Annotated in this window: 28 protein-coding genes; 26 read left to right on the top strand and 2 right to left on the bottom strand. The window is 48.0% G+C overall.

All coding sequences use genetic code 11. The annotated features are described in order from the left end of the window. Positions 1-420: 420 nt before the first annotated feature. The 3 genes from BMW31_RS01140 (at position 421) to BMW31_RS01130 (ending at position 3,084) form a co-directional block, all read left to right on the top strand. Positions 421-2,400, top strand: a complete 1,980-nt coding sequence (locus BMW31_RS01140) for a leucine-rich repeat domain-containing protein (protein ID WP_091820055.1) — start codon at positions 421-423, stop codon at positions 2,398-2,400. A gap of 22 nt (positions 2,401-2,422) precedes the next feature. Beyond that, positions 2,423-2,617: a hypothetical protein gene (locus tag BMW31_RS01135; protein ID WP_091820052.1), complete on the top strand. Its 195-nt coding sequence runs from the start codon at positions 2,423-2,425 to the stop codon at positions 2,615-2,617. Between the two features lie 146 nt (positions 2,618-2,763). Then, complete coding sequence (locus tag BMW31_RS01130; protein WP_091820205.1) at positions 2,764-3,084, top strand: DUF3467 domain-containing protein; 321 nt, start codon at positions 2,764-2,766, stop codon at positions 3,082-3,084. Positions 3,085-3,126: 42 nt separating this feature from the next. Here BMW31_RS01130 and BMW31_RS01125 read toward each other — a convergent pair whose 3' ends face one another. Further along, on the bottom strand, positions 3,127-5,640 hold the full coding sequence (locus tag BMW31_RS01125; RefSeq protein WP_091820050.1) for an ATP-binding protein: 2,514 nt from the start codon (positions 5,638-5,640) through the stop codon (positions 3,127-3,129). A 33-nt stretch (positions 5,641-5,673) separates the two neighbouring features. Continuing rightward, positions 5,674-5,964 (bottom strand): hypothetical protein, encoded by a 291-nt coding sequence (locus BMW31_RS01120; protein WP_143049123.1) that lies wholly within the window; start codon positions 5,962-5,964, stop codon positions 5,674-5,676. An 849-nt stretch (positions 5,965-6,813) separates the two neighbouring features. On the opposite strand from BMW31_RS01120, the gene BMW31_RS01115 reads away from it, so the two are divergent. The 23 genes from BMW31_RS01115 to rplR all read left to right on the top strand — a co-directional run bounded on the left by BMW31_RS01115 (position 6,814) and on the right by rplR (position 22,474). Then, on the top strand, positions 6,814-10,422 hold the full coding sequence (locus BMW31_RS01115; RefSeq protein ID WP_255404772.1) for a hypothetical protein: 3,609 nt from the start codon (positions 6,814-6,816) through the stop codon (positions 10,420-10,422). Between the two features lie 14 nt (positions 10,423-10,436). After that, complete coding sequence (locus tag BMW31_RS01110; RefSeq protein WP_091820041.1) at positions 10,437-10,619, top strand: hypothetical protein; 183 nt, start codon at positions 10,437-10,439, stop codon at positions 10,617-10,619. A 281-nt stretch (positions 10,620-10,900) separates the two neighbouring features. Then, positions 10,901-11,281 (top strand): 30S ribosomal protein S12, encoded by a 381-nt coding sequence (rpsL, locus tag BMW31_RS01105; protein ID WP_091820031.1) that lies wholly within the window; start codon positions 10,901-10,903, stop codon positions 11,279-11,281. 257 nt (positions 11,282-11,538) lie between these two features. Continuing rightward, positions 11,539-12,015: a 30S ribosomal protein S7 gene (rpsG, locus tag BMW31_RS01100; RefSeq protein WP_091820029.1), complete on the top strand. Its 477-nt coding sequence runs from the start codon at positions 11,539-11,541 to the stop codon at positions 12,013-12,015. Positions 12,016-12,039: 24 nt separating this feature from the next. Continuing rightward, positions 12,040-14,154 (top strand): elongation factor G, encoded by a 2,115-nt coding sequence (gene fusA / locus BMW31_RS01095; protein ID WP_091820027.1) that lies wholly within the window; start codon positions 12,040-12,042, stop codon positions 14,152-14,154. Positions 14,155-14,250: 96 nt separating this feature from the next. Then, positions 14,251-14,556 (top strand): 30S ribosomal protein S10, encoded by a 306-nt coding sequence (rpsJ, locus tag BMW31_RS01090; protein WP_091820025.1) that lies wholly within the window; start codon positions 14,251-14,253, stop codon positions 14,554-14,556. A gap of 24 nt (positions 14,557-14,580) precedes the next feature. After that, a complete protein-coding gene (gene rplC / locus BMW31_RS01085) occupies positions 14,581-15,195 on the top strand; it encodes a 50S ribosomal protein L3 (RefSeq protein WP_091820023.1) in 615 nt (204 codons plus the stop codon). Further along, on the top strand, positions 15,195-15,824 hold the full coding sequence (gene rplD, locus BMW31_RS01080; RefSeq protein WP_091820022.1) for a 50S ribosomal protein L4: 630 nt from the start codon (positions 15,195-15,197) through the stop codon (positions 15,822-15,824). Before rplC ends, rplD begins: the two co-directional genes overlap by 1 nt. Positions 15,825-15,839: 15 nt before the next feature. Beyond that, positions 15,840-16,184, top strand: coding sequence for a 50S ribosomal protein L23 (gene rplW, locus BMW31_RS01075; RefSeq protein WP_091820020.1), 345 nt, complete (start codon positions 15,840-15,842; stop codon positions 16,182-16,184). 6 nt (positions 16,185-16,190) lie between these two features. Continuing rightward, positions 16,191-17,015 carry a 50S ribosomal protein L2 gene (rplB, locus tag BMW31_RS01070; RefSeq protein ID WP_091820018.1) on the top strand — a complete coding sequence of 275 codons (825 nt, stop codon included), beginning with the start codon at positions 16,191-16,193 and terminating at the stop codon, positions 17,013-17,015. Between the two features lie 18 nt (positions 17,016-17,033). Continuing rightward, the gene (gene rpsS, locus BMW31_RS01065; protein WP_009161014.1) at positions 17,034-17,300 is read left to right on the top strand and encodes a 30S ribosomal protein S19; all 267 of its coding nucleotides are present in this window, start codon (positions 17,034-17,036) and stop codon (positions 17,298-17,300) included. A 40-nt stretch (positions 17,301-17,340) separates the two neighbouring features. Next, positions 17,341-17,745 carry a 50S ribosomal protein L22 gene (gene rplV / locus BMW31_RS01060; RefSeq protein WP_091820015.1) on the top strand — a complete coding sequence of 135 codons (405 nt, stop codon included), beginning with the start codon at positions 17,341-17,343 and terminating at the stop codon, positions 17,743-17,745. Positions 17,746-17,753: 8 nt separating this feature from the next. Further along, positions 17,754-18,482: a 30S ribosomal protein S3 gene (rpsC, locus tag BMW31_RS01055; protein WP_091820005.1), complete on the top strand. Its 729-nt coding sequence runs from the start codon at positions 17,754-17,756 to the stop codon at positions 18,480-18,482. A 14-nt stretch (positions 18,483-18,496) separates the two neighbouring features. Beyond that, a complete protein-coding gene (gene rplP, locus BMW31_RS01050; protein ID WP_091820002.1) occupies positions 18,497-18,925 on the top strand; it encodes a 50S ribosomal protein L16 in 429 nt (142 codons plus the stop codon). A 2-nt stretch (positions 18,926-18,927) separates the two neighbouring features. After that, positions 18,928-19,122, top strand: coding sequence for a 50S ribosomal protein L29 (gene rpmC / locus BMW31_RS01045; protein WP_091819999.1), 195 nt, complete (start codon positions 18,928-18,930; stop codon positions 19,120-19,122). Between the two features lie 2 nt (positions 19,123-19,124). Continuing rightward, positions 19,125-19,391, top strand: coding sequence for a 30S ribosomal protein S17 (gene rpsQ / locus BMW31_RS01040; RefSeq protein WP_091819995.1), 267 nt, complete (start codon positions 19,125-19,127; stop codon positions 19,389-19,391). A 2-nt stretch (positions 19,392-19,393) separates the two neighbouring features. Beyond that, entirely contained in the window at positions 19,394-19,759 is a 366-nt protein-coding gene (gene rplN / locus BMW31_RS01035; RefSeq protein ID WP_091819992.1) for a 50S ribosomal protein L14, read from the top strand. A 19-nt stretch (positions 19,760-19,778) separates the two neighbouring features. Next, the gene (gene rplX / locus BMW31_RS01030) at positions 19,779-20,123 is read left to right on the top strand and encodes a 50S ribosomal protein L24 (protein WP_091819991.1); all 345 of its coding nucleotides are present in this window, start codon (positions 19,779-19,781) and stop codon (positions 20,121-20,123) included. After that, positions 20,123-20,677: a 50S ribosomal protein L5 gene (gene rplE / locus BMW31_RS01025; protein ID WP_091820204.1), complete on the top strand. Its 555-nt coding sequence runs from the start codon at positions 20,123-20,125 to the stop codon at positions 20,675-20,677. Before rplX ends, rplE begins: the two co-directional genes overlap by 1 nt. Before the next feature lie 5 nt (positions 20,678-20,682). Next, positions 20,683-20,985 carry a 30S ribosomal protein S14 gene (gene rpsN / locus BMW31_RS01020; protein WP_091819989.1) on the top strand — a complete coding sequence of 101 codons (303 nt, stop codon included), beginning with the start codon at positions 20,683-20,685 and terminating at the stop codon, positions 20,983-20,985. Positions 20,986-21,126: 141 nt separating this feature from the next. Continuing rightward, on the top strand, positions 21,127-21,522 hold the full coding sequence (gene rpsH / locus BMW31_RS01015; RefSeq protein ID WP_091819988.1) for a 30S ribosomal protein S8: 396 nt from the start codon (positions 21,127-21,129) through the stop codon (positions 21,520-21,522). Between the two features lie 14 nt (positions 21,523-21,536). After that, positions 21,537-22,109, top strand: coding sequence for a 50S ribosomal protein L6 (gene rplF / locus BMW31_RS01010; protein ID WP_091819985.1), 573 nt, complete (start codon positions 21,537-21,539; stop codon positions 22,107-22,109). 20 nt (positions 22,110-22,129) lie between these two features. Beyond that, on the top strand, positions 22,130-22,474 hold the full coding sequence (gene rplR / locus BMW31_RS01005; protein ID WP_091819982.1) for a 50S ribosomal protein L18: 345 nt from the start codon (positions 22,130-22,132) through the stop codon (positions 22,472-22,474). Positions 22,475-22,477 lie beyond the last annotated feature (3 nt).

Below are 22,477 nucleotides of genomic sequence, written 5' to 3'. Positions count from 1 at the left end.
AAACACCCGCGTGGTGTTTGGCTTTTAAGATACCGGGGTTGCCAACCAAGGACATGGCAACCCCGGTTTTGTATGATGACAGCAATGCTGGCATGTGTCCCGTCCTCTGCATCAGTCCACATCCTGGTTTGCTATCTTTGGATTACACTTTGCTGAACTCCTGCCCGTTCAGATGCCCGAAGATGCGTTTTTTCTACCATACATGAGATATTTCTTGTAATTTTTATCGAAATAATTTTGTGGATATCAGCAAAAGAAGTAATTTTGCTGCGAAAATAAAAGTCGAGTTAATTTAAGCAGAGATAACTGTAGAATTGGTACACCTGGTAGTATGTAGCCTTGAGAAAGGACAACGACCTTGAATACAACAATGAAAAGTTTTTCTTTCCGCTAATTATTTAAAATCTTAACATAGTTAAAATGAAAAGAACTTTACTCCTATGGGTAGCGCTCTTGGCCGTATTGGTTGCCAAGGCTACGCCTACAATCACTACGTCTGGTGACACACTTGTAATTACGGTAAATGCCAATGGCGACCTCGCAGCCCGCAACTTTACGACTGCACAGCTTGCAGCCACGAACGTGAAGATTGTTACTGCTGACGCCGTAAAACTGACGAATACAGACATGGATCAGTTTTATGGAGTTGTAAATAGTGTTTATAATCCCATCTTTACCAAGATGACCGACCTGAACCTCGCGTTGGCTGAGGTCACAAATAATGATGTCCTCGCCTCTTTGGGTGTGGCATCCCCCAAGATGAACGGCGGCAAGCAGCTTGGCTCGCTTGTGCTACCGGAAAATCTGACCGAAACAAAATTCACTTTCAATGACAATAAGAGTAAGTGGACCAAGGTTGTGTTCCCCAATGCCACAAAGACGGCAAATAAGGGAACCACGGTTATCGGTGCCAGCGTGTTCTCCGGTAATACGTGGATTCAGAGTGTGGTGATTGGCACCAGTGTAAGTAGTGTTGCAAATATGGCTTTCAATGGCTGTACTAATCTTACTGAAGTTGAATACGAATATGGTATGACCCATGTAGACAGCCATGCTTTCTGGGGATGCACCGGTCTAACTACAGTTATTCTGCCGGAGTCTGTAACTGAAATCGGAAAGGGTGCTTTTGAGAATTGTACAAATATCACGACGCTTCGTCTGCCCAATTCCTTGAAATATATTCGCAGTGAGGCTTTCGACCATACCAGCATCTCTTCCGTAATCATTCCTGCAAGCGTTGAGATGATAGAACGCGGAGCTTTCGGTAACATCAATACATTGACAGACGTGTACGTGTTGGGTGAAAATACCAAGGCACAGAACCAGGCTTTCCTGCCCACAGACTATACCTATGGTTACTCATTGCCTAATTCCACCAATGGAGCCACGGTAAATATTGGTGATTATACTACAAAGACAGGTTTGCACACTGTACTTCATTATCCCGCAGGAGCCTATGAGAAATATGTGAACAGATATACGCGGGTAATTGGCACCAGCCAATATGCAAGTAGTGGATATCCTGATTGGAACAACAAATGGGTATATGATGCTGATGGTAATAAACTGCCCGTATTGGCAGATGCCTATTTCGGACAATCTTCTGGTGACTATGCCGGCTGGAATGAGTTTATGCTGACCGCAAAGCTGAAAGGTACATACAGAGATGAGCGTCTGATTGACAGTAAGTGGTATTCAGTTTGTTTCCCCTTCGACCTGGACGAAAAACAGATTGGCAATGCTTTTGGCAGTGCTACTGAGGTATGCGAGTTCAGTGGGGTACCAGTTGGCACCAACCCCGATGGAAGCAAATACATCACGTTGCAGTTCAAGGACTCGGTGAAGACCATGAAAGCCCATCACCCTTACATGATTCACCCGGGACTTCACGGTGCTACGTATAACATGATAATGGACGTAACGATTGACACCGATACCGACAACGACCAGTTTGCTGCCAAGCTGAAAAGGGAAAGCAAGGACATAACAGCTGACGGTGTGGTGTACACCTTTATAGGCAACCATACCGATGGTGCCAAGGTGCCCAAGTACAGCTACTACTATTATTCCGGCAAAGATACTACTAAGTGGCCCAATGGTTTCTACAAGGCCATGCGCACCGATGCTGTTTTCACTCCCCATACGGCTGTGGTGAAACTGAGCAGAGACAATGGTGTTTCGGGGGCTGCTCGGCAGAACTTCTTTGCCAAGACTTTCAGAATACTTGACGGTGAAACTACCGGCATCAACGGCATCAACGGTACAGACGCAGTTAACAATGCCAACAGCCAGAATGTGTACAACATCTATGGCCAGATTGTTCGCAGTGGTTCTGCAAGTGTAGACAATCTGCCGGCAGGCGTGTACATTGTGAACGGAAAGAAGTACATTGTAAAATAAAGAAGTACATTGTAAAACAAATATGAAAATGAAAAAGAATTATGTGCAGCCAGCCATAGAACTTGTACAAGTACAGCTGGATACTTTTATAGCAGCATCGCCTTCTGAGCCTTCCAATGAGCATGACGGCTACGAAATAGGAGGTGAGGGCTCTAAGTGGCCAGAGACAGGTCCAATACAAGATGATTACGGTGATGGTCCTGGTGTATCGGGATGATATAGAACTAAGCGACAGGTCGATAAAGGCTTGCCGCTTTTTTTGTCAGCGGTTGTTTTGCGCACATGAAATCTTTTCGTTATTTTTGCAACGTAAACGGTGCGGACGTTTCTGTGCGTACCTTAATATATTATACTTACAGCATTATGGCAGACAAAGACAACAACCAGCCAGTTCAGCTGCAAATGGACCTGAAGCCGGAGATAGCATCCGGTGTTTATTCAAACCTCGCCCTCATCAGCCACTCGCACAGTGACTTTGTACTGGACTTTGCCCGCATGCTCCCGGGTATGCCAAAACCGGAAGTGGCAAGCCGCATTATCCTTGCTCCCGAGCACGCCAAACGCCTTTTGGGCGCTTTGCAGGACAATATCCTGAAGTATGAGCAGCAGTTCGGCAAGATAGTCATTCCCGAGCAGCAGGGCAGAACCGCCACGCCTTTCAATGTTCCCGACTTGGAGTCGTAAGAGGCATGGTGTTCCCTGTGGCCGGCAGTTGGCAGTATGCCCTTACGTGGTAATGTTTTTGCGATACTGCACGGGTGATAGTCCTGTCAGTCGTTTGAACTGACGGCTGAAGTATGCCTGGTCACTGAAGCCACAGCGTTGGCTGATGTTGGCGATAGTGTCCTCGGGGTATCGCCTGAGAAGTTGCCGCGCATAGTCAATACGTATTTTCGTAATGTAGTTTGAAAGAGTATCTTGGGTCAAATCGCTGATTTTACGACGCAGGGTACTCTTGCTCATACATAGAGTCTGGGCCAGCAGGTCGTGGTCTATGTCTGTGGTCCGCATTTGGTTATATACAGCGTTGGTGAATCGGGATATGAAATCCCTGTCGGTTTGCGTCATCGTTATTTTGATATTGTCTGTCTGTTCAGCCGCAAGTGTGAACTTCTCTTGCAGCATACGGCGTTCCGTGAGAATCCATTCTACGCGGATGAGCAGCTCGCTCACGCTGAAAGGCTTGAACAGATAGGCGTTGGCTCCGGCCCGAAGTCCTTCTTCCAGATCCTCTTGTTCCGCCTTGGCTGATATGATGATGATGGGTATAGTGCTGGTCTCGGGTGTAGAGCGCACCTTTTTGCATAGTTCCATACCATCCATGCCAGGCATCATCAAGTCGGTTAGGATGATGTCGGGCATGATGTTAAGCGTTTTCTCCAATCCCTCAATGCCATTGTCGGCATAGAACACCTGGTAGTTTCCTTTCAATTGTCTGCCAATAAACAAAGCCACATTGGCATTGTCCTCTACGATGAGCACTTTTGCAGCGTTTTCTGTGTTTACAAGGCTGTCCAGAGGCTTGTTGCTTTCCGTTGAGATTTCGCTGCTTTGCAATCCGTGAGATGCAGTCTGCTTGATGGCCTCGGCTTTGAATGCCTTGCCGGGCGTGTCACCATGCCTTAATGGCAGCGCAATGGTAAATGTAGTTCCTTTGCCCAGTTGACTTTCCACATTGATGGTTCCCTGCATGGACAGCACCATTTGCTGTACCAGCGAAAGGCCTACTCCCGTTCCTGTCTCTCTCGCCTCCGTTCTTTCCTGAAAGAATGGCTCAAATACATGAGGCAAGCTTTCTTGGCTTATTCCATGCCCCGTGTCAGTCACGGTTACCATGAGCCGGTTTCTTTCGGTGTAGCTCTCTATGGTGATGTTGCCATGTTCGGGAGTGAATTTTACAGCGTTGCTTATCAGGTTGAACATAATCTTGTTCATGTAGTCAGGAATGATGTCCATGATAATCTCATTTTCCCGTGGATTGAACCTCATCATGATATGCTTGGCCTTGGTGAATTGCTGGCCAACATCGACAATGGTCTCAAGGTAGGGCACGATGTTGCCCCGTTGGTATGCGGGCTTTTCCACCTTAGACCGTATTTTGCTGATATCGAGCAGCTGGTTGACCAGCTTGAGCATGGCCTCTCCTTGGCCGACGATGATGCTTCCTGCTCGGCGTATGCTGTCCATCTCGTCAGGATTGGCATTGGCAATCTCCTTGCCATAGCCCTGTATCAAGGTAAGCGGTGTGCGGAACTCGTGAGTAATGTTGGTGAAGAACCGATCTCTCATGCTGATTAATTGCTTGTGTCGTTTGTTGGCCTGCAGCCGTATATGCGATATGTACCAGAACGAGATGATAAGCCCCACTAACGCAACCATGAGGATGCCCAGCAGTATGTTGGTCAGGCGTTCCTTCTCCAGCTTCTCGTTTGTAGCCTTTATCTTTGATTCATTTTGTTGTTGCATGAGTGTTTCCTGCAGGTTTTCTATCTCGAACAGGTTTTGCGAGTTCACGATACTGTCCTTGGCAGCATTGGACAGCGTATAGTTCTCCAAGGCTTTTTGGTAGTCGCCAGTGTTGTGATAGTAGTCAGCATAGAGCTTGTATATCTGCGAATAATATTCCTTGGCCCCGATTCTCCTTGCCGTGTTCATGGCCAAAGCCAGATAGTGCTCGGCCTGTTCAGTGTTGCCTGTTTCCACGTATGCCCCGGCCAGTGCTATGCAGGGCTGCATCCACAGCCACAGGTCGCGGTCGTTGTCTATGATGTTCATGGCCTCGTTGAACTCCTCTATGGCTCTGTCGTATTGCTTGATGCTCTGGAAGATTCTCCCAAAGTTCATGTGGCTATAGGCTATTCCTGTTTTTGTCTGTGCCTTTTTGCTGTACTCATAGGATTTCTTGTAATAGACGAGAGCAGAATCAGTCATGCCTCTTTTCTCGAACACTACGCCGATGTTGGAGTTGTCCACGTTCATTCCAAGATAGCTGCCGAGTTGGGTCTCTATAGCCAATGCCCTGCGCAGGGTGCTGTCGGCTTTCTTGTAATAGCCCAGCGTGGTGTAGATATTGCCCAGCCCGTTGTAGCCTATGGCCTCACACTTCATCAGTTTCTTGCGTTGAGGTGCTCCCGGGTTGTCACTGGCATCTATGGCCATGGAGTGATACAGGAATCCCTCATGGAGCAGTCCCATGCGGCGGTAGTTCACGCCCAGGTCGTTCATGGCCGAGGCCATCATCAGTGTATCTTTTAACTGGGTGGCTATGGCAAGCTACCGCTGATGGAACCTTACGGCCAGTGTATATTGGCTTGCTGTCTGGCAGGCATGACCCAATTCGGCCAGGGCTCCTACCTCTTGCTGTGGCTGGTTCCTCTGTCTGTATTTGTCGGCAATGCTGAGCAGGGAGTCGATGTTCTTGGTGTGGTTGTTGGTCGTGTCAAGCATCAGGCGTTGGCTGTCGGTATAGAAAGTCTCTGCAGGTTTCTGCTTGCAGCCAAAGGGCAATAGGCATGTCGCCAAGACAAGTATAAAGATGATGCTATGTCGTTCGGTAAGGCTCATAGGCTTTCTTGCTCAAGTTAACATATCACAAAAATAATATATTTTTTCTTTATTTGTATTACCCCCCCTGTTTTTAATATTAATTAACAATATGTTCAGGTTCTAATCTGTAAATTATTTATGCGTAAAAACGCGTCATCCTGAACTTGCAAACCAGGATTCCATACCGGATGAAAACTGTGCTCTATGCCTCGCTTTCAACGTTCTATATTCCAAGACGGGCGTAAACTCGGCAACTTTACGTCCTAAACACGTCCGCTTTGCATCGCAAAATCGTCCGTTTGGGATAGCAATCAGTGGAGAAATAGACCAGTTTATGTAACATATAGTTGAACTTGATGTAACATAAAGTGCTTCTTGATGTAATATTTAGTGTGCTGAACGAGCCTGTATCTTGTATAAGGAGATGATAATCAAGGTGTTAGTTAAAATGGGTCATGTTGCCCGTATTTGCGGCCATAGGATTTTATTTTCAGAATATTCGATTCTCAGGATAGCTGTTGTCAGAAATCTTCATGGCTGGACATGTTCATTTCCAGGGCATAGAGCCATGAGCTTCGGCATCTCGCCTCATGGGCGTTATCGGCTTTTGTATTTACATCATCTTGATATTCAGATGCTTAGTGTAAGGTTTTGACTGTTTATTACAAATCTGAAAAGTAGAAAGGTCATATAGTCCAAATGGTTAGTTAAATAGTTCAAAAGGGTTTTAAAATATTTCTTTAGCTTTGCAACAAGAACCCTCAGGGGTGTGCGTCTTTGGTTCTGCCACACCATTGGTGGCACTGTTCAATACCTTTGAATCAATAACTTAATAGCAATATGAATCAAATGAAAACAAAAACACAAATGAATTTAGCGCAGCGTAGCTATGGAATGTTCATGGCGTTGCTGTGCTCGTTCCTGCTGATTCCGTTAGGCGGAAAGGCGCAAAACGTCACGATAAGTCCCTCGTCGGGAAAGTTGGTGGCGGGTCTCACCTACGAGGGAGAGATTGGCTTTGAAAAGGGTTGGAGTTCGCTTTGGCGACACAACCAGTTGCCCCTGACACTCACCGTGTCGGATAAGAGCCTTATTTCAGAGAGTGGGGTGTTGAAAGACCCTGCGGGCGACATTATCTTGGACACGACACAAGATTTATATGTACTCATGTCAGGTTCGCCTCTCACTACGGAACTGCATGTGGGAATCTCCTTACCAAAGGGCTATCGCTTCACAGGCTACCGAATCGTGCTCTTGAACAATGTGAACGGCAAGACCATTGGTGGAATAGATATAGACAATAGAGAGAAGAGGTTCTACGAGACAGGAACCGACTTCAACTTTAACAATTACAAGGCAAGAACAGAGAACATGCCAAGCTCAAACAACGACAACGAGTATGTGATTGAGCGCACGAGCAAGACAGAGACCGATATGGGCAACAATCTCTATTTCCTGTTGCACCATACGCAGCAAGGTTTCTATGGTGTCACGATGAAATCGTGCGAGCTTTACTTTACGGCGGAGGGCGCTTTCGAGGCTGATGTCACTCCAGGTAAGCCAACGAATATCATCAGCGAGGGTGTCAATATGGTGGGATCGGCTTTCTCTACCAGCAAACTTGATTTAGGCAAGTTGGAGCCTCGCACCAAGAATGGCGTAACTTTCTATAGCTACGACTTTAACGATGTAAAGGAGTTGACCGCCAGCAACTGGCTCTATCAAGAGGATGCGGTGACGGCTGACCACAAGTTGCCGGCAACAGCCAGCAGTGGCTCTATCCAAGCGTTGAAGAACGGCAACGACCTCTATTATGCCTTGGGCAATAATACCTATTATATAGAAACACCTACATCCACTACCTCACAAGAGGGAACGGACATTCCTTTGGGCTATCGCATCACAGGCGCCAAGATCAAGTACCATTACGGCACGGCAGCCTCCGCAGGTACAGTGAGTTACACGGGCGATTTAGGGGGCTTCTATATTACACATACGAGTTATGGCTCTACGTATTACTTGCAGACAGATGGAACATGGAATCAGAACAACCGTGTGTTGTGGAAACTGAACGGCAACGCGGCCAGTAGTGGTAAGATTTATAGCGGGGATAACTATTTATATGTTTATCAAAGTGGAAGCAGATATTATATTTATGGTACGACAAACATAAGTCAGGCTACATCCTTTACTATAAATGGTAATCATATCAAGTATGGTAATGGCTTTTTGGTTTATAGTAACAGAACTCGTGCCCAGATAACCAGTTCAAGCAATAACGCGGCCAGTTGGACGGCGGCTACAGTTACAGGTACAGTGCAGAATCCAGCCTTTACGCCATCGCCCTATACCTTAAAGATATATGGTACGGACAAAAACAATGTGGACCAGCAAGTGAATGTGCGCAGTGGATCTGATGGTACTGTAGAGTTGGCGGGCTTGAACAATGACGCCATCAAGTTCCAGATAGAGGGACTTGCCGAGAACACCAAGGCTTTGGTTACATTCGAACTCACCCTTGAGGCTCTGAATCCATTCGTCAACTCCATTGACATTGTCTGCCATTCCATGGTGGAGAGTGGGCCAACGCTGATGCAGCAGTTCACCAGCAACGACTTCCAAGTTTCGGGAGGCAAGTTCGTCTTCTATGTGCCACAAGACTTCTTTGGCGGAGGAGAGCAAAAGTGTAGCTTCACGTTCGAGAACCTGCTCAGCAAGTATGGCGACGAGACCTATCCTGGTGTGACCGATCCTCACCATGCTCGCTACTTTTTCGTGAAGTCACCTTATTATAATACATACGATGGGCAGCAGTATAATGCTACGGGCAACGAGCCTGCCGCCGACAAGATCCATACCGAGATGTGCGGCGATGTGCCTTTCAAGTACAGCAATATCGACGAGTTGGACAACAATAACACCAGCGCCAGTTCCACCACATTGGAGGAGTACCCGTATTCTGAGGCTCTCTATCTGGAACAGGGCGGTAGTTTCTCCAGCGACATTGTGCTTGCGGTGGGAGAGGAGAAGCCTTGCTATCTCTTCACGGCCGACGAGACTCGCTGGAACATTGCGCCTACCACGGCTTGGGAGCATCGCTACTATGCTTACTACTTGATGGACTTGAAACTGGAAACCAAAGACTATGTGGCTAAGTGCGAGCTGACCAAACTCTATGACGCTACCTGCTACAACAAGGATGGCGCGGACGCGGAGTTGCCGATGTATGGAGGCGTGTTCAAGGCCTTGGACAAGGAGACGGGCGAGGAGATCCCTGGCGAGAATGCCTATCTCACTGTTCCCATGATGCGGCAGGCTTTGCAAGACGAGCTTTACGGTAATGCCGAGAAGGGCATCGCTGGAGTGGGGGCTACGGGAATGCAGGTTCTCTATCTCGACTACACCAATCTCTATTCGGTTCACATTCCAGAGAAGACCGAGATGGATGCCATGAAGGCGTTGCTCAATCCCAACTGCCTGATCTATTTCCCCGTGCGCACGAACTACAATGAGGACAACTATATCCAAAAGACGATTAGTGGCGACTACCGCGCTTGTAAGAACATCGTGATAACCGACCGCCAGCCATTCTACGCACCGTTCAAAATTACGGTGCCAGCCGAGAACTACGCCACTTACACACGTGAGATCACCATTCCGCAGAACGGCAAGGTGACCAACGCCACGGTGATTCTTCCGTTCACGTTGGATTTGCAGGCCGGAACACATACCAATAGAGATGGCCTTTGCTCGTTCACGGTGAACCAGATGAACGCAAGCAATTGCCTGTCGCTCGACCAAGAGGCTACAGCGTCGGCATCCGACTATATCGGAAACGCTTACTTCTCGCCAGTAAGTGGAAGCACTACAGAGGCGAATGTTCCTTATATGGTGCAAGTGACAAACGCTCCAACCGACGCTAAAGTGTCGTTCATCGCTACGCAATATGGCTCTGACGTGGTTGCCACGAAGGGTGCTATGGCGAGCGACTACACCTTCATGGGCGAGACGGCCACGGGCACTATGGCTGGTAGCAATTACAGCTTTACGAACTATGGCTCGTACTCCGGCAAGAAGTTGAACAAGAACGGAAACATCTTCTACTTCTCGGGCAATATGTATCTGAACTCCAAGAACCTGCGCGAGCATCTACAGTATGTATATGTATATCCGTTCCGTGGTTACTATCAATACACGGGAGGCTCTGGCGCCAAGGTGATGAAGTCGTTCAATGTGCTCTATGGTGAGAACGGCACGACCACGGGTATTACCGACATTGACGAGAAAGCCGACTTGGCCGTTATGCCAGGCAATGGAACGCTTACCTTCGAGACCGCCATCGACCAGCAAGTTCGGGTGTTCGCCGTCAATGGCACCATGGTCAATAAGCTTTCCTTGAAGGCTGGCGACAGGCGAACGATAGCTTTGCCCGCTGGTGTTTATATTGTTAATAGAACTAAAATGATCGTTAAGTAAAGGAGGACCGCTCTATGAAAAAGAAATATATGACACCAATGGCCGAGACGATTCGTGTTGCCCAGCAGGGCGCTATCCTTGACGGTAGTTGGAATGATCATGCCGACGCTAAGCAGAATAATGGTTTCTTATATGACGATGAGGTGGCCGACGAGGATGAATTGAACATCCAACATCGGAACCTCTGGGAAGATTGATGAAGCCCCCTCCGCGAGGAGGGAAAGCTCCATCCAGCAAAGTCTCTCCCCCTTGAAAGGGTGGGGAGACTTTTATTTTGAGCTCCTTTCATGGTTTCCTCTCGCCAATAAAGCCTATATAATGTTAAAAATCCCTATTGGTTTACTTTTTGTCTATATATATATTAGGTTGTTTCAAGAATTGTTCGTACCTTTGCAGCCCGAAATAGGCCTTATTGTGGCCTGTTGCGTAATGCGTTGATTATAAACAAAATAAACATATAAAATTTAAAAGTAAAATTATGCCTACAATTCAACAGTTGGTAAGAAAAGGCAGAAAGGTAATGGTAGACAAGAGCAAGTCTCCGGCTTTGGACAACTGTCCACAGCGTCGTGGCGTCTGCGTTCGTGTTTACACTACAACCCCCAAGAAGCCTAACTCGGCAATGAGAAAAGTTGCCCGTGTGCGTTTGACAAACCAGAAGGAAGTGAACTCCTACATTCCCGGAGAGGGCCACAACCTGCAGGAGCACAGCATCGTGCTGGTACGTGGCGGCCGTGTAAAGGACCTGCCCGGTGTACGTTACCACATCGTTCGCGGTACACTCGATACCGCCGGTGTAGCCAGCCGTACGCAGCGCCGTTCGAAGTACGGAGCCAAGCGTCCGAAGGCTAAGAAGTAAAAGCCCGCAGGAGACAAGTTTTTAAGTTTATGAGTTGACAGGTTGGTAAGCCGGCAGCACGGCTGCTGCTTCAGAACCAGACATTTTCCGCCTAAAGGGGAATGCGACTCACAAACTTGAGAACTTTTGAAGAGGAATTACAAACAACAATCGTTTTGCTGGAGAATTGTTACACAAGGTTGAGTAAATGCCCGGGTGCGGGCGTTGAAGAACGTCAGAACGACAGCCTCCGCAGAATACATATTTAAATAAACAAAATGAGAAAAGCAAAACCAAAGAAGCGTGTGGTCCTGCCGGATCCGGTCTTCAATGATCAGAAAGTATCAAAGTTCGTTAATCACCTGATGTACGACGGCAAGAAGAATACCTCGTACGAAATCTTCTACAAGTCGCTCGACCTCGTTAAGCAGAAGATGGACAAGGAAGAAAAGTCGCCTCTGGAAATCTGGAAGCAGGCACTGGACAACATCACTCCGCAGGTGGAGGTGAAGAGCCGCCGTATAGGTGGTGCCACGTTCCAGGTTCCTACCGAGATACGTCCGGAGCGCAAGGAGAGCATCTCGATGAAGAACTTGATTGCCTTCGCCCGCAAGCGCGGCGGCAAGTCGATGGCCGACAAGCTGGCTGCCGAGATTGTTGACGCGTTCAATAACCAAGGTGGCGCCTACAAGCGCAAGGAGGACATGCACCGTATGGCCGAGGCCAACCGCGCATTCGCTCACTTCAGATTCTAATCACAAATAAAGGTAAAAAGAAAAATGGCAAACCGCGATTTACATTTGACTCGCAACATCGGTATCATGGCTCATATCGATGCTGGTAAGACAACCACATCAGAGCGCATCCTCTTCTATACGGGCAAGACCCACAAGATAGGTGAGGTGCACGATGGCGCAGCCACAATGGACTGGATGGCACAGGAGCAGGAGAGAGGCATCACCATCACCTCGGCTGCAACAACCTGTAACTGGAACTATCTGGGCAACTCATATAAAATCAATCTGATTGACACTCCGGGACACGTAGACTTCACCGCCGAGGTAGAGCGCTCTCTGCGCGTGCTCGACGGAGCCATTGCAACCTACTCGGCTGCCGACGGCGTACAGCCCCAGAGTGAGACTGTTTGGCGCCAGGCCGACAAGTACAACGTGCCCCGTATAGGCTACGTGAACAAGATGGACCGCTCGGGTGCCGACTTCTTCGAGACCGTTAGCCAGATGAAGGATATCCTGGGAGCCAATCCTATCGCTATCCAGATACCTATCGGTGCGGAGGAGAACTTCAAGGGCGTGGTAGACCTGATTAAGATGAAGGCTATCCTGTGGCATGACGAGACCATGGGCGCCGAATATGACATAGAGGACATTCCCGCCAACCTCGTAGACGAGGCCAACGAGTGGAGAGATAAACTGCTGGAAGGTGCCGCCAACTTTGACGACGACGTGATGGAGAAGTATCTCGACGGCCAGGAAATCTCGGAAGAGGAGATTATCGCCGCCATCCGCAAGGGTTGTATCGCCATGGAGTGCTGCCCCATGCTGCTGGGTTCTTCGTACAAGAACAAGGGTGTGCAGCCGCTGCTCGACTATACCTGCGCTTTCCTGCCGTCGCCGCTGGATACACCGAACATCATCGGTACCAATCCTGATACCGAGGAAGAGGAAGACCGTACGCCGTCGGACGACGCTCCTACATCGGCTCTGGCGTTCAAGATTGCTACCGACCCGTTCATGGGTCGTTTGGTATTCTTCCGCGTTTACTCGGGTAAGGTGGTTGCCGGCTCTTACGTTTACAACCCCCGCTCGGGCAAGAAGGAACGCATCAGCCGCCTGTTCCAGATGAACTCAAACAAGGAAATACCCATGGACTCCATTGATGCCGGCGATATAGGCGCCGGTGTAGGCTTTAAGGACATCCGTACCGGCGATACGCTGTGTGACGAGAACCACCCTATCGTGCTGGAATCCATGACATTCCCCGATACCGTGATATCCATCGCCGTAGAGCCGAAGAGCCAGGCCGACGTGGCCAAGCTGGACAATGGTCTTGCCAAGCTGGCCGAAGAGGATCCTACCTTTACCGTACGTACCGACGAGCAGAGTGGCCAGACCATTATCTCGGGTATGGGCGAGCTTCACCTCGACATCATCATCGACCGTCTGAAGCGTGAGTTCAAGGTAGAATGCAACCAGGGCAAGCCCCAGGTTAACTACAAGGAGGCCATTACCAAGAAGGCACAGAGCCGCGAAACTTACAAGAAGCAGAGCGGTGGCCGCGGTAAGTTTGCCTGCATAGACGTAACCATCGGTCCGAAAGACGAGGATTACAAGGAAGGCGACCTGCAGTTCATCAACAACGTGAAGGGCGGTAACGTGCCTAAGGAGTTCATTCCCTCGGTAGAGAAAGGTTTCAAGGACTGCCTCTCCAACGGTGTGCTGGGCGGCTTCCCAATGACCGGCCTCAAGGTTACTCTCAACGACGGTAGCTTCCACCCGGTAGACTCCGACCAGCTCTCGTTCGAGCTTGTTGCCCACCAGGCTTTCAAGGTGCTTTGCCCCAAGGCAGGCCCCGTACTCATGGAGCCTATCATGAAGGTAGAAGTGGTAACGCCGGAAGAGAACATGGGTGACGTTATAGGCGACCTGAACAAGCGCCGTGGCATGGTTCAGGGCATGGACGAAGCCCGCAGCGGTGCACGCATCGTGAAGGCAATGGTTCCGCTGGCCGAGATGTTCGGTTATGTAACGGCCCTGCGTACCATCACCTCCGGTCGTGCAACAAGCTCCATGGAGTACGATCATCACTCTCCACTGTCGGCATCGATAGCCAAGGACGTGCTCGACGAGGTGAAAGGCCACTCGGAACTTCTTTAAAAAGAAAACAACCGGTAAAGGAGGCGCTGCTTAGCGAATGACTCTTAAGCAGCGTACCTCCCGAACCATCAACAACAACAAATACAAAGTAAAACAATGAGTCAGAAAATCAGAATTAAGCTGAAGTCGTACGACCACAAGTTGGTTGACAAGTCAGCCGAGAAGATTGTGAAGGCAGTGAAAGCTACGGGTGCCATTGTTAGCGGCCCTATTCCATTGCCAACCCACAAGCGTATCTACACCGTAAACCGCAGTACCTTCGTTAACAAGAAGGCCCGCGAGCAGTTCCAGCTCTCAGACTACAAGCGCCTGATAGACATCTACAGCGCAACGGCCAAGACCGTAGAGTCGCTCATGAAGCTCGAGTTGCCCAGTGGAGTAGAGGTAGATATCAAAGTTTAATTACACTATTAATATTTAATTGAAATGCCAGGATTAATTGGAAGAAAAATCGGAATGACATCCGTTTTCAGTGCCGACGGTAAGAATGTACCGTGCACTGTTATCGAAGCTGGTCCTTGTGTTGTAACCCAGGTAAAGACTGTTGAAAACGACGGTTACAAGGCTGTTCAGTTAGGTTTCGCAGAGGCTAAGGAAAGCAGAACTACCAAGCCGATGATGGGAATCTTCAAGAAGGCAGGTACAACACCGAAGAAGCACTTGGCCGAGTTCAAGTTTGACGAGGAATATAACCTCGGTGACACGATTACGGTAGAACTTTTCAGCAACACGGAGTTCGTAGACGTAGTCGGCACTTCTAAAGGAAAAGGTTTCCAGGGAGTAGTAAAGCGCCACGGTTTCGGTGGTGTAGGTCAGAGTACTCACGGCCAGGATGACCGTGCCCGCAAGCCGGGATCCATCGGTGCCTGTTCTTACCCTGCAAAGGTGTTCAAAGGCATGCGCATGGGTGGCCAGATGGGAGGCGACAGAGTAACTACTCAGAACCTCAAGGTGATTAAGGTAATTCCAGAGCACAACATCCTTCTCGTGAAGGGTTCTGTAGCTGGATGCAATGGTTCAACTGTTTTAATTGAGAAATAATGGAAGTTAGCGTTTTAAATATCAACGGTCAGGAGACCGGAAGAAAGGTAACTCTGAACGAGTCTATCTTTGGCATTGAGCCTAACGATCACGTTCTCTATCTCGATGTTAAGCAGTATCTCGCTAACCAGCGCCAGGGTACAGCTAAATCTCGGGAAAGAAGTGAGCACAGAGGCTCTACCCGCAAGCTCGGCCGGCAGAAGGGTGGCGGCGGCGCACGTCGCGGTGACATCAATTCGCCGGTTCTTGTTGGTGGCGGTCGCGTATTTGGTCCCAAGCCCCGTGACTACCGCTTCAAATTGAACAAAAAAGTAAAAGTTCTTGCTCGTAAGTCAGCATTGTCTTACAAGGCACAGGAGAATGCCATCGTAGTTGTTGAAGACTTCTCAATGGATGCTCCGAAGACAAAAGATTTTATAAATATTACTAAAAATCTTAAAGTCGACGGCAAGAAAACCCTGCTCCTTTTGCCTAACAGCAATAAAAACGTATATTTGTCAGCTCGTAACTTGCAGCAGTCCGAAGTGATGTTAGCATCTTCGCTCAATTCGTATAAAGTTTTGAATGCAGATGTTGTAGTTATCACGGAGGAATCGCTCAAGGCCATCGACCAGACCTTAACCAAATAAATTAGGAGATAAAATATGGCATTCATAATCAAACCGTTGGTCACTGAGAAGATGACCAAACTGACAGACAAGTCTTCTGAAGATAAGGTCGTTAAGGTGAAGGGTCAGAGCAGAAACATTTCTGCACAGCCCAAGTATGGCTTTATCGTAAAGCCAGAAGCCAACAAACTCGAAATCAAGAAGGAAGTCGAGAGACTGTACAATGTTACAGTAGTTGATGTGAACACTGCACGCTATGCCGGCAAGCGCTCAAGCCGCTACACCAAAGCAGGTCTTGTGAAAGGCCAGAAGAATGCGTTCAAGAAGGCAGTTGTTACGCTGAAGAATGGCGATACAATAGATTTTTATAGCAATATTTAATAAGAAATGGCAGTACGTAAATTAAAGCCCGTTACACCGGGCCAAAGACACAAAGTTATTGGCACGTTCGAGGATATTACTGCATCCGTGCCAGAGAAGTCTCTCGTTTACGGTAAGCGCTCAACAGGTGGTCGAAACAACACCGGTAAAATGACTGTTCGCTACATGGGCGGCGGTCATAAGAGAAAGTTGCGCTTAGTTGACTTCAAACGTGAGAAGGATGGTGTTCCAGCCGTAGTAAAGACAATAGAGTACGATCCGAACCGCTCGGCTCGTATCGCTTTGTTGTATTACGCTGATGGTGAAAAACGCTATATCATTGCTCCTAACGGACTGCAGGTAGGCGCAACACTGATGTCGGGTGCTGAGGCAGCACCAGAGGTTGGCAATGCCCTGCCGCTGGCAAACATCCCTGTAGGTACGGTAATTCACAACATTGAATTGCGTCCGGGTCAGGGAGCATTACTCGTTCGTTCGGCTGGGAATTTTGCTCAGTTGACTTCTCGTGAGGGCAGTTATTGTGTAATCAAGCTCCCCTCAGGAGAGACTCGTAAGATTTTATCTGCTTGCAAGGCTACCATAGGAAGTGTAGGAAACTCTGACCACGCATTGGAGCAGTCAGGTAAGGCTGGTCGCTCTCGCTGGTTGGGTCGTCGCCCGCACAACCGTGGTGTCGTTATGAACCCTGTTGACCACCCGATGGGTGGTGGTGAAGGCCGTCAGTCCGGTGGACACCCACGCTCACGCAAGGGCTTGTACGCTAAGGGTCTGAAGACTCGTGCACCGAAGAAGCACTCAAGCAAGTATATTATCGAAAGGGCTAATAAATAACATTAAGTAGAGTAAATTATGAGTCGTTCATTAAAAAAAGGTCCATATATCAACGTATCTCTTGAAAAGAAGATTCTCGCTATGAACGAGAGTGGCAAGAAGAGTGTCGTTAAGACCTGGGCCAGAGCATCAATGATTTCCCCGGACTTCGTGGGACACACTGTTGCAGTTCATAACGGAAACAAATTTATCCCTGTCTACATTACTGAGAACATGGTAGGCCACAAGCTGGGTGAATTCTCTCCCACGCGTCGCTTCGGTGGTCACTCAGGCAACAGAAAGTAGTCGAAGGGACAACCATTTTATTTAAACAATAGAAACAATAATGGGAGCAAGAAAACATATAGCAGCTGAGAAAATAAAGGAAGCTCGCAAAAATTTGTACTTCGCAAAGCTGAAGGGCGTTCCTTCTTCTCCACGCAAGATGCGCTACGTTGTAGACATGATTCGTGGCATGGAAGTGAACCGCGCGCTCGGAGTATTGAGATTCTCTAACAAGCAGGCTGCCGCAGACGTTGAGAAACTGCTGCGCTCGGCTATCGCAAACTGGGAGAACAAAAACGACCGCAAGGCTGAAGACGGTGAACTTTATGTTAGCAGTGTCTTCGTTGACCAAGGTGTTACAATGAAACGTATGAGACCGGCACCGCAGGGACGTGGCTATAGAATACGCAAGCGTTCGAACCACGTTACGCTCTTTGTTGATGCCAAAACTAACGACGAAAAATAATAGACAGAATGGGACAGAAAGTTAATCCAATAAGCAACCGACTGGGAATTATCCGTGGTTGGGATTCAAATTGGTTCGGTGGCAAAGACTTCGGAGACAACCTCGTCGAGGATCAGAAAATCCGCAAGTATCTCAATGAGCGTCTGGCCAAGGCCAGCGTTTCAAAGATTGTCATCGAGCGCACGCTGAAACTCGTCACCATCACTATTTGTACTGCCCGTCCGGGTATCGTCATTGGTAAAGGTGGTCAGGATGTTGACAAACTGAAGGAAGAGTTGAAGAAGCTCTACAAGAAGGACATCCAAATCAACATCTTCGAAGTAAAGAAGCCGGAGCTCGATGCAACTATCGTAGCCAACAACATCGCCCGTCAGGTGGAAGGCAAGATTGCCTACCGCCGTGCTATCAAAATGGCGGTTCAGAATACGATGCGCGCCGGTGCCGAAGGTATCAAGATTCAAATCACTGGTCGTCTGAACGGAGCCGAAATGGCTCGTAAGGAAATGTATAAAGAGGGGCGTACTCCTCTGCACACATTCCGCGCAGACATCGATTATTGCCAGGCTGAGGCTCTCACCAAGGTGGGCCTGCTGGGTATCAAGGTATGGATATGCCGTGGTGAGGTTTACGGAGAGCGTGACCTGACACCAAACTTTACCCAGGATAAGCAGAATGCCGGCCGTCCCAGCGGTGGCCGTAATGGTCGCGGTAATCGTAGAAGAAACAATAACCGTTAAAAGTAGAAGCTAACATGTTACAGCCAAAAAGAGTAAAATATAGAAGACCTCAAGACGGACGTGGCAATAAAGGCAACGCCCACAGAGGTACACAGCTGGCTTTCGGTTCATTTGGCATCAAGACACTTGAGGCAAAATGGATAGACAGCCGACAGATTGAGGCAGCCCGTGTAGCAGTGAACCGTTACATGAACCGCCAGGGACAGGTCTGGATTCGCATTTTCCCCGATAAGCCCATCACCCGCAAGCCTGCCGACGTCCGCATGGGTAAAGGTAAAGGTGACCCCGCAGGATGGGTGGCACCGGTTACTCCGGGTCGTATCCTCTTCGAAGTAGAGGGAGTATCTTTTGACATTGCCAAAGAGGCTCTACGCCTGGCAGCACAGAAACTCCCCGTTAAGACTAAGTTTGTTGTTAGACGCGATTACGATAAAAACGCTTAATTATGAAGATTAAAGAAGTAAATGAACTCGCAGACAAGGACTTGCGCGAGAAACTGGAGCTTGCAGAGGCTGCGTTGCATCAGATGAAACTCAACCACAGCATCTCTCCGCTTGAGAATCCATCACAGATTAAGGCTGCTCGTCGTGACATCGCTCGTATGAAAACCGTACTTCGTCAGAGAGAACTTAATAAATAATAATGGTCCAGATGGAAACAAGAAATTTAAGAAAAGTAAGACAGGGTGTTGTTGTCAGCAACAAAATGGATAAAACCATTGTTATTGCAGCTAAGTTCAAGGAAATGCACCCTATTTATGGTAAGTTTGTCCAGAAGACAAAGAAGTACCATGCACATGACGAGAAGAATGAGGCCAATGTAGGTGATACAGTGTTAATCATGGAAACTCGTCCTCTGTCCAAGACAAAGAGATGGAGATTAGTACAAATAGTAGAAAAAGCTAAGTAATTATGATACAAGCAGAATCAAGACTTACAGTATGTGATAACAGCGGCGCACGCGAGGCTCTCTGCATCCGTGTTCTCGGTGGAACCGGCCGTCGTTATGCAAGTGTGGGTGACGTTATTGTCGTTGCTGTCAAGAATGTCATTCCGTCGAGTGATGTGAAAAAAGGTGCAGTATCTAAGGCTTTGATTGTTCGCACAAAGAAGGAAATCCGTCGTGCCGATGGTTCTTACATCCGTTTCGATGACAATGCTTGCGTGTTGCTGAATAATGCCGGCGAACTCCGCGGCAGCCGTATCTTCGGCCCTGTAGCTCGTGAGCTGCGTGCCGTAAATATGAAAGTCGTTTCTTTGGCACCTGAGGTTCTTTAATTAATTAAAAGAAATAGTAATGAGTAAGTTACATATAAAGAAAGGTGACATGGTTCTCGTTCTTGCCGGAAAAGACAAGGATGTGAAGAACTCAAATGGCAAGTACCCTGCACCCCACAAGGTGCTCAAAGTTCTTGTTGACGAGGAGCGCGCAATCGTAGAGGGTGTAAACATGGTCTCTAAGAGCACCAAGCCTTCGGCCAAGAATCCTCAGGGAGGCATCATCAAGCAGGAGGCTCCTATTCATATTTCTAATCTGAGTTTGGTTGACCCCAAGAGCGGTGAACCAACACGAATTTCAATCAAGCGTGAGGGTAAGACAGTTACTCGTATCGCTAAAAAATCGGGGGAGGAAATTAAATGATGGAAACAGCACAGTTAAAGAAACAGTATAAGGAGGAAATTGCTCCGGCACTGCAGAAGCAGTTCAGCTATTCTTCATCAATGCAGATTCCTGTCCTGAAAAAGATTGTTATCAATCAGGGCCTGGGTGATGCTACACAGGATAAGAAGATTGTTGACGTTGCCCTCAACGAGATTACTGCCATTACAGGCCAGAAAGCTGTGGCAACCTTCTCAAAGAAGGATATTGCCAACTTCAAGCTCCGTAAGAAGATGCCTATCGGCGTTATGGTAACACTGCGGCGCGAGCGTATGTACGAGTTCTTGGAGAAACTCGTTCGCGTGGCTCTGCCTCGTATCCGTGACTTTAAGGGCATCGAGAGTAAGTTTGACGGTCGCGGTAACTATACACTCGGCATAACCGAGCAGATTATTTTCCCCGAAATCAACATTGACAGTGTTGACCGCATCCAAGGAATGAACATTACTTTCGTTACTACGGCCAAGACCGACGAAGAAGGCTATGCACTTCTCAAGGCTTTCGGTCTTCCATTCAAGAACGCTAAAAAGGATTAAGAGATATGGCAAAAGAATCAATGAAAGCACGCGAAGTTAAACGTGCGAAACTTGTTGCTCGTTATGCTGAGAAGCGCGCTGCCCTGAAAAAGGTTATCGCAACTACTGATAATCCGGCAGAGGCTTATGAGGCTGCCCGTAAACTTCAGGCCATTCCAAAGAATGCAAACCCCATCCGTCTGCACAACCGTTGCAAGATTACAGGCCGTCCGAAAGGATATATCCGTCAGTTCGGTCTCTCTCGCATTCAGTTCCGTGAGATGGCATCAGCAGGCTTGATTCCCGGAGTTAAGAAAGCAAGCTGGTAATCAGCGGGTATCAAGGTGCAGGTTTATGGTTCGGTCGTGATGCCCTACATCCAGCTGCCGGCCATGAACTGAACTCAATTACCAAGCATACATTTTTTAATATTGTCGGGGTAGTCCCGATTAATTAAACATTTATATTTTATGACAGATCCAATAGCAGATTATCTGACAAGACTCAGAAACGCAATCATGGCTCATCACCGTGTTGTTGAAGTTCCTGCGTCAAACTTGAAGAAGGAAATAACAAAGATTCTCTTCGAGGAAGGCTACATCCTGAACTATAAGTTCGTAGAGGATGGCCCACAGGGTTCTATCAAGGTTGCCTTGAAGTACGACCCGTCTACCAAAAAAAGCGCTATCAAGTGCCTGAAGCGCGTGTCAACACCAGGTCTCCGTCGATACACTGGTTACAAGGACATGCCGAGAGTAATTAACGGATTGGGTATAGCCATTATATCCACATCCAAAGGTGTAATGACTAATAAGGAAGCAGCTACCCAGAAAATAGGTGGTGAGGTTCTTTGCTACATTTATTAATTGGAGGATTGATTATGTCAAGAATAGGAAAATTGCCAATTAGTATTCCCGCCGGAGTTACTGTTAACTTCGATGAGAAGTCAAGTGTCGTTACCGTAAAGGGCCCCAAAGGCGAACTTGCCCAGCGTATTGACCCCTCTATCAAGTTCAGCAATGCAGATGGTCAGATAACTCTGGAAGTTGACGAGAAAAGCCCGGTTAACTACAAGCAGAAACAGGCTTTCCATGGCCTCTATCGCTCACTGGTTAACAACATGGTTGTTGGTGTAAGCGAAGGCTACAAGAAGACCATGGAACTGGTCGGTGTTGGTTATCGTGTTTCAAACCAGGGTAATCTCGTAGAGTTTTCACTCGGTTATACTCACCCCATTTTCATCCAGCTTCCCAAGGAGGTAAAGGTTGAAACCAAGTCAGAGAGAAACCAGAACCCTATCATTACGTTGGAGTCTTGCGACAAGCAGTTGCTCGGACTCATCTGTGCAAAAATTCGTTCTTTCCGCATGCCTGAGCCTTACAAAGGAAAGGGTATCCTGTTCCAGGGTGAGGTTATTCGCAGAAAGTCTGGTAAGACCGCTGCAGCTAAGTAATTTTAATTGATTTTACGATTATGACAACAAAGAAAGTTGAAAGACGAATTAAGATAAAGTTCAGTATCCGCAAGAACGTGAACGGAACTGCTGAGCGTCCACGTCTTAGTGTTTTCCGCTCTAACAAGCAGATTTATGCTCAGGTGATTAATGATGTGACAGGCCAGACCCTTGCCTCTGCCTCCTCTCTCGGACTTGAGAAGATGGCAAAGATTCAGCAGGCTGAGAAAGTTGGCGAACTTGTAGCCGAGAAGGCCAAGGCAGCAGGCATCGAAGCTGTTGTGTTCGACCGTAACGGTTATCTCTATCACGGCCGCGTACAGGCTTTAGCTGATGCAGCCCGCAAAGGTGGTCTTAAATTTTAAACG

Source organism: Prevotella sp. kh1p2, from assembly GCF_900111525.1.
Taxonomy (GTDB): Bacteria; Bacteroidota; Bacteroidia; order Bacteroidales; family Bacteroidaceae; genus Prevotella.
This window is presented reverse-complemented; position numbering and strand designations above follow the sequence as displayed.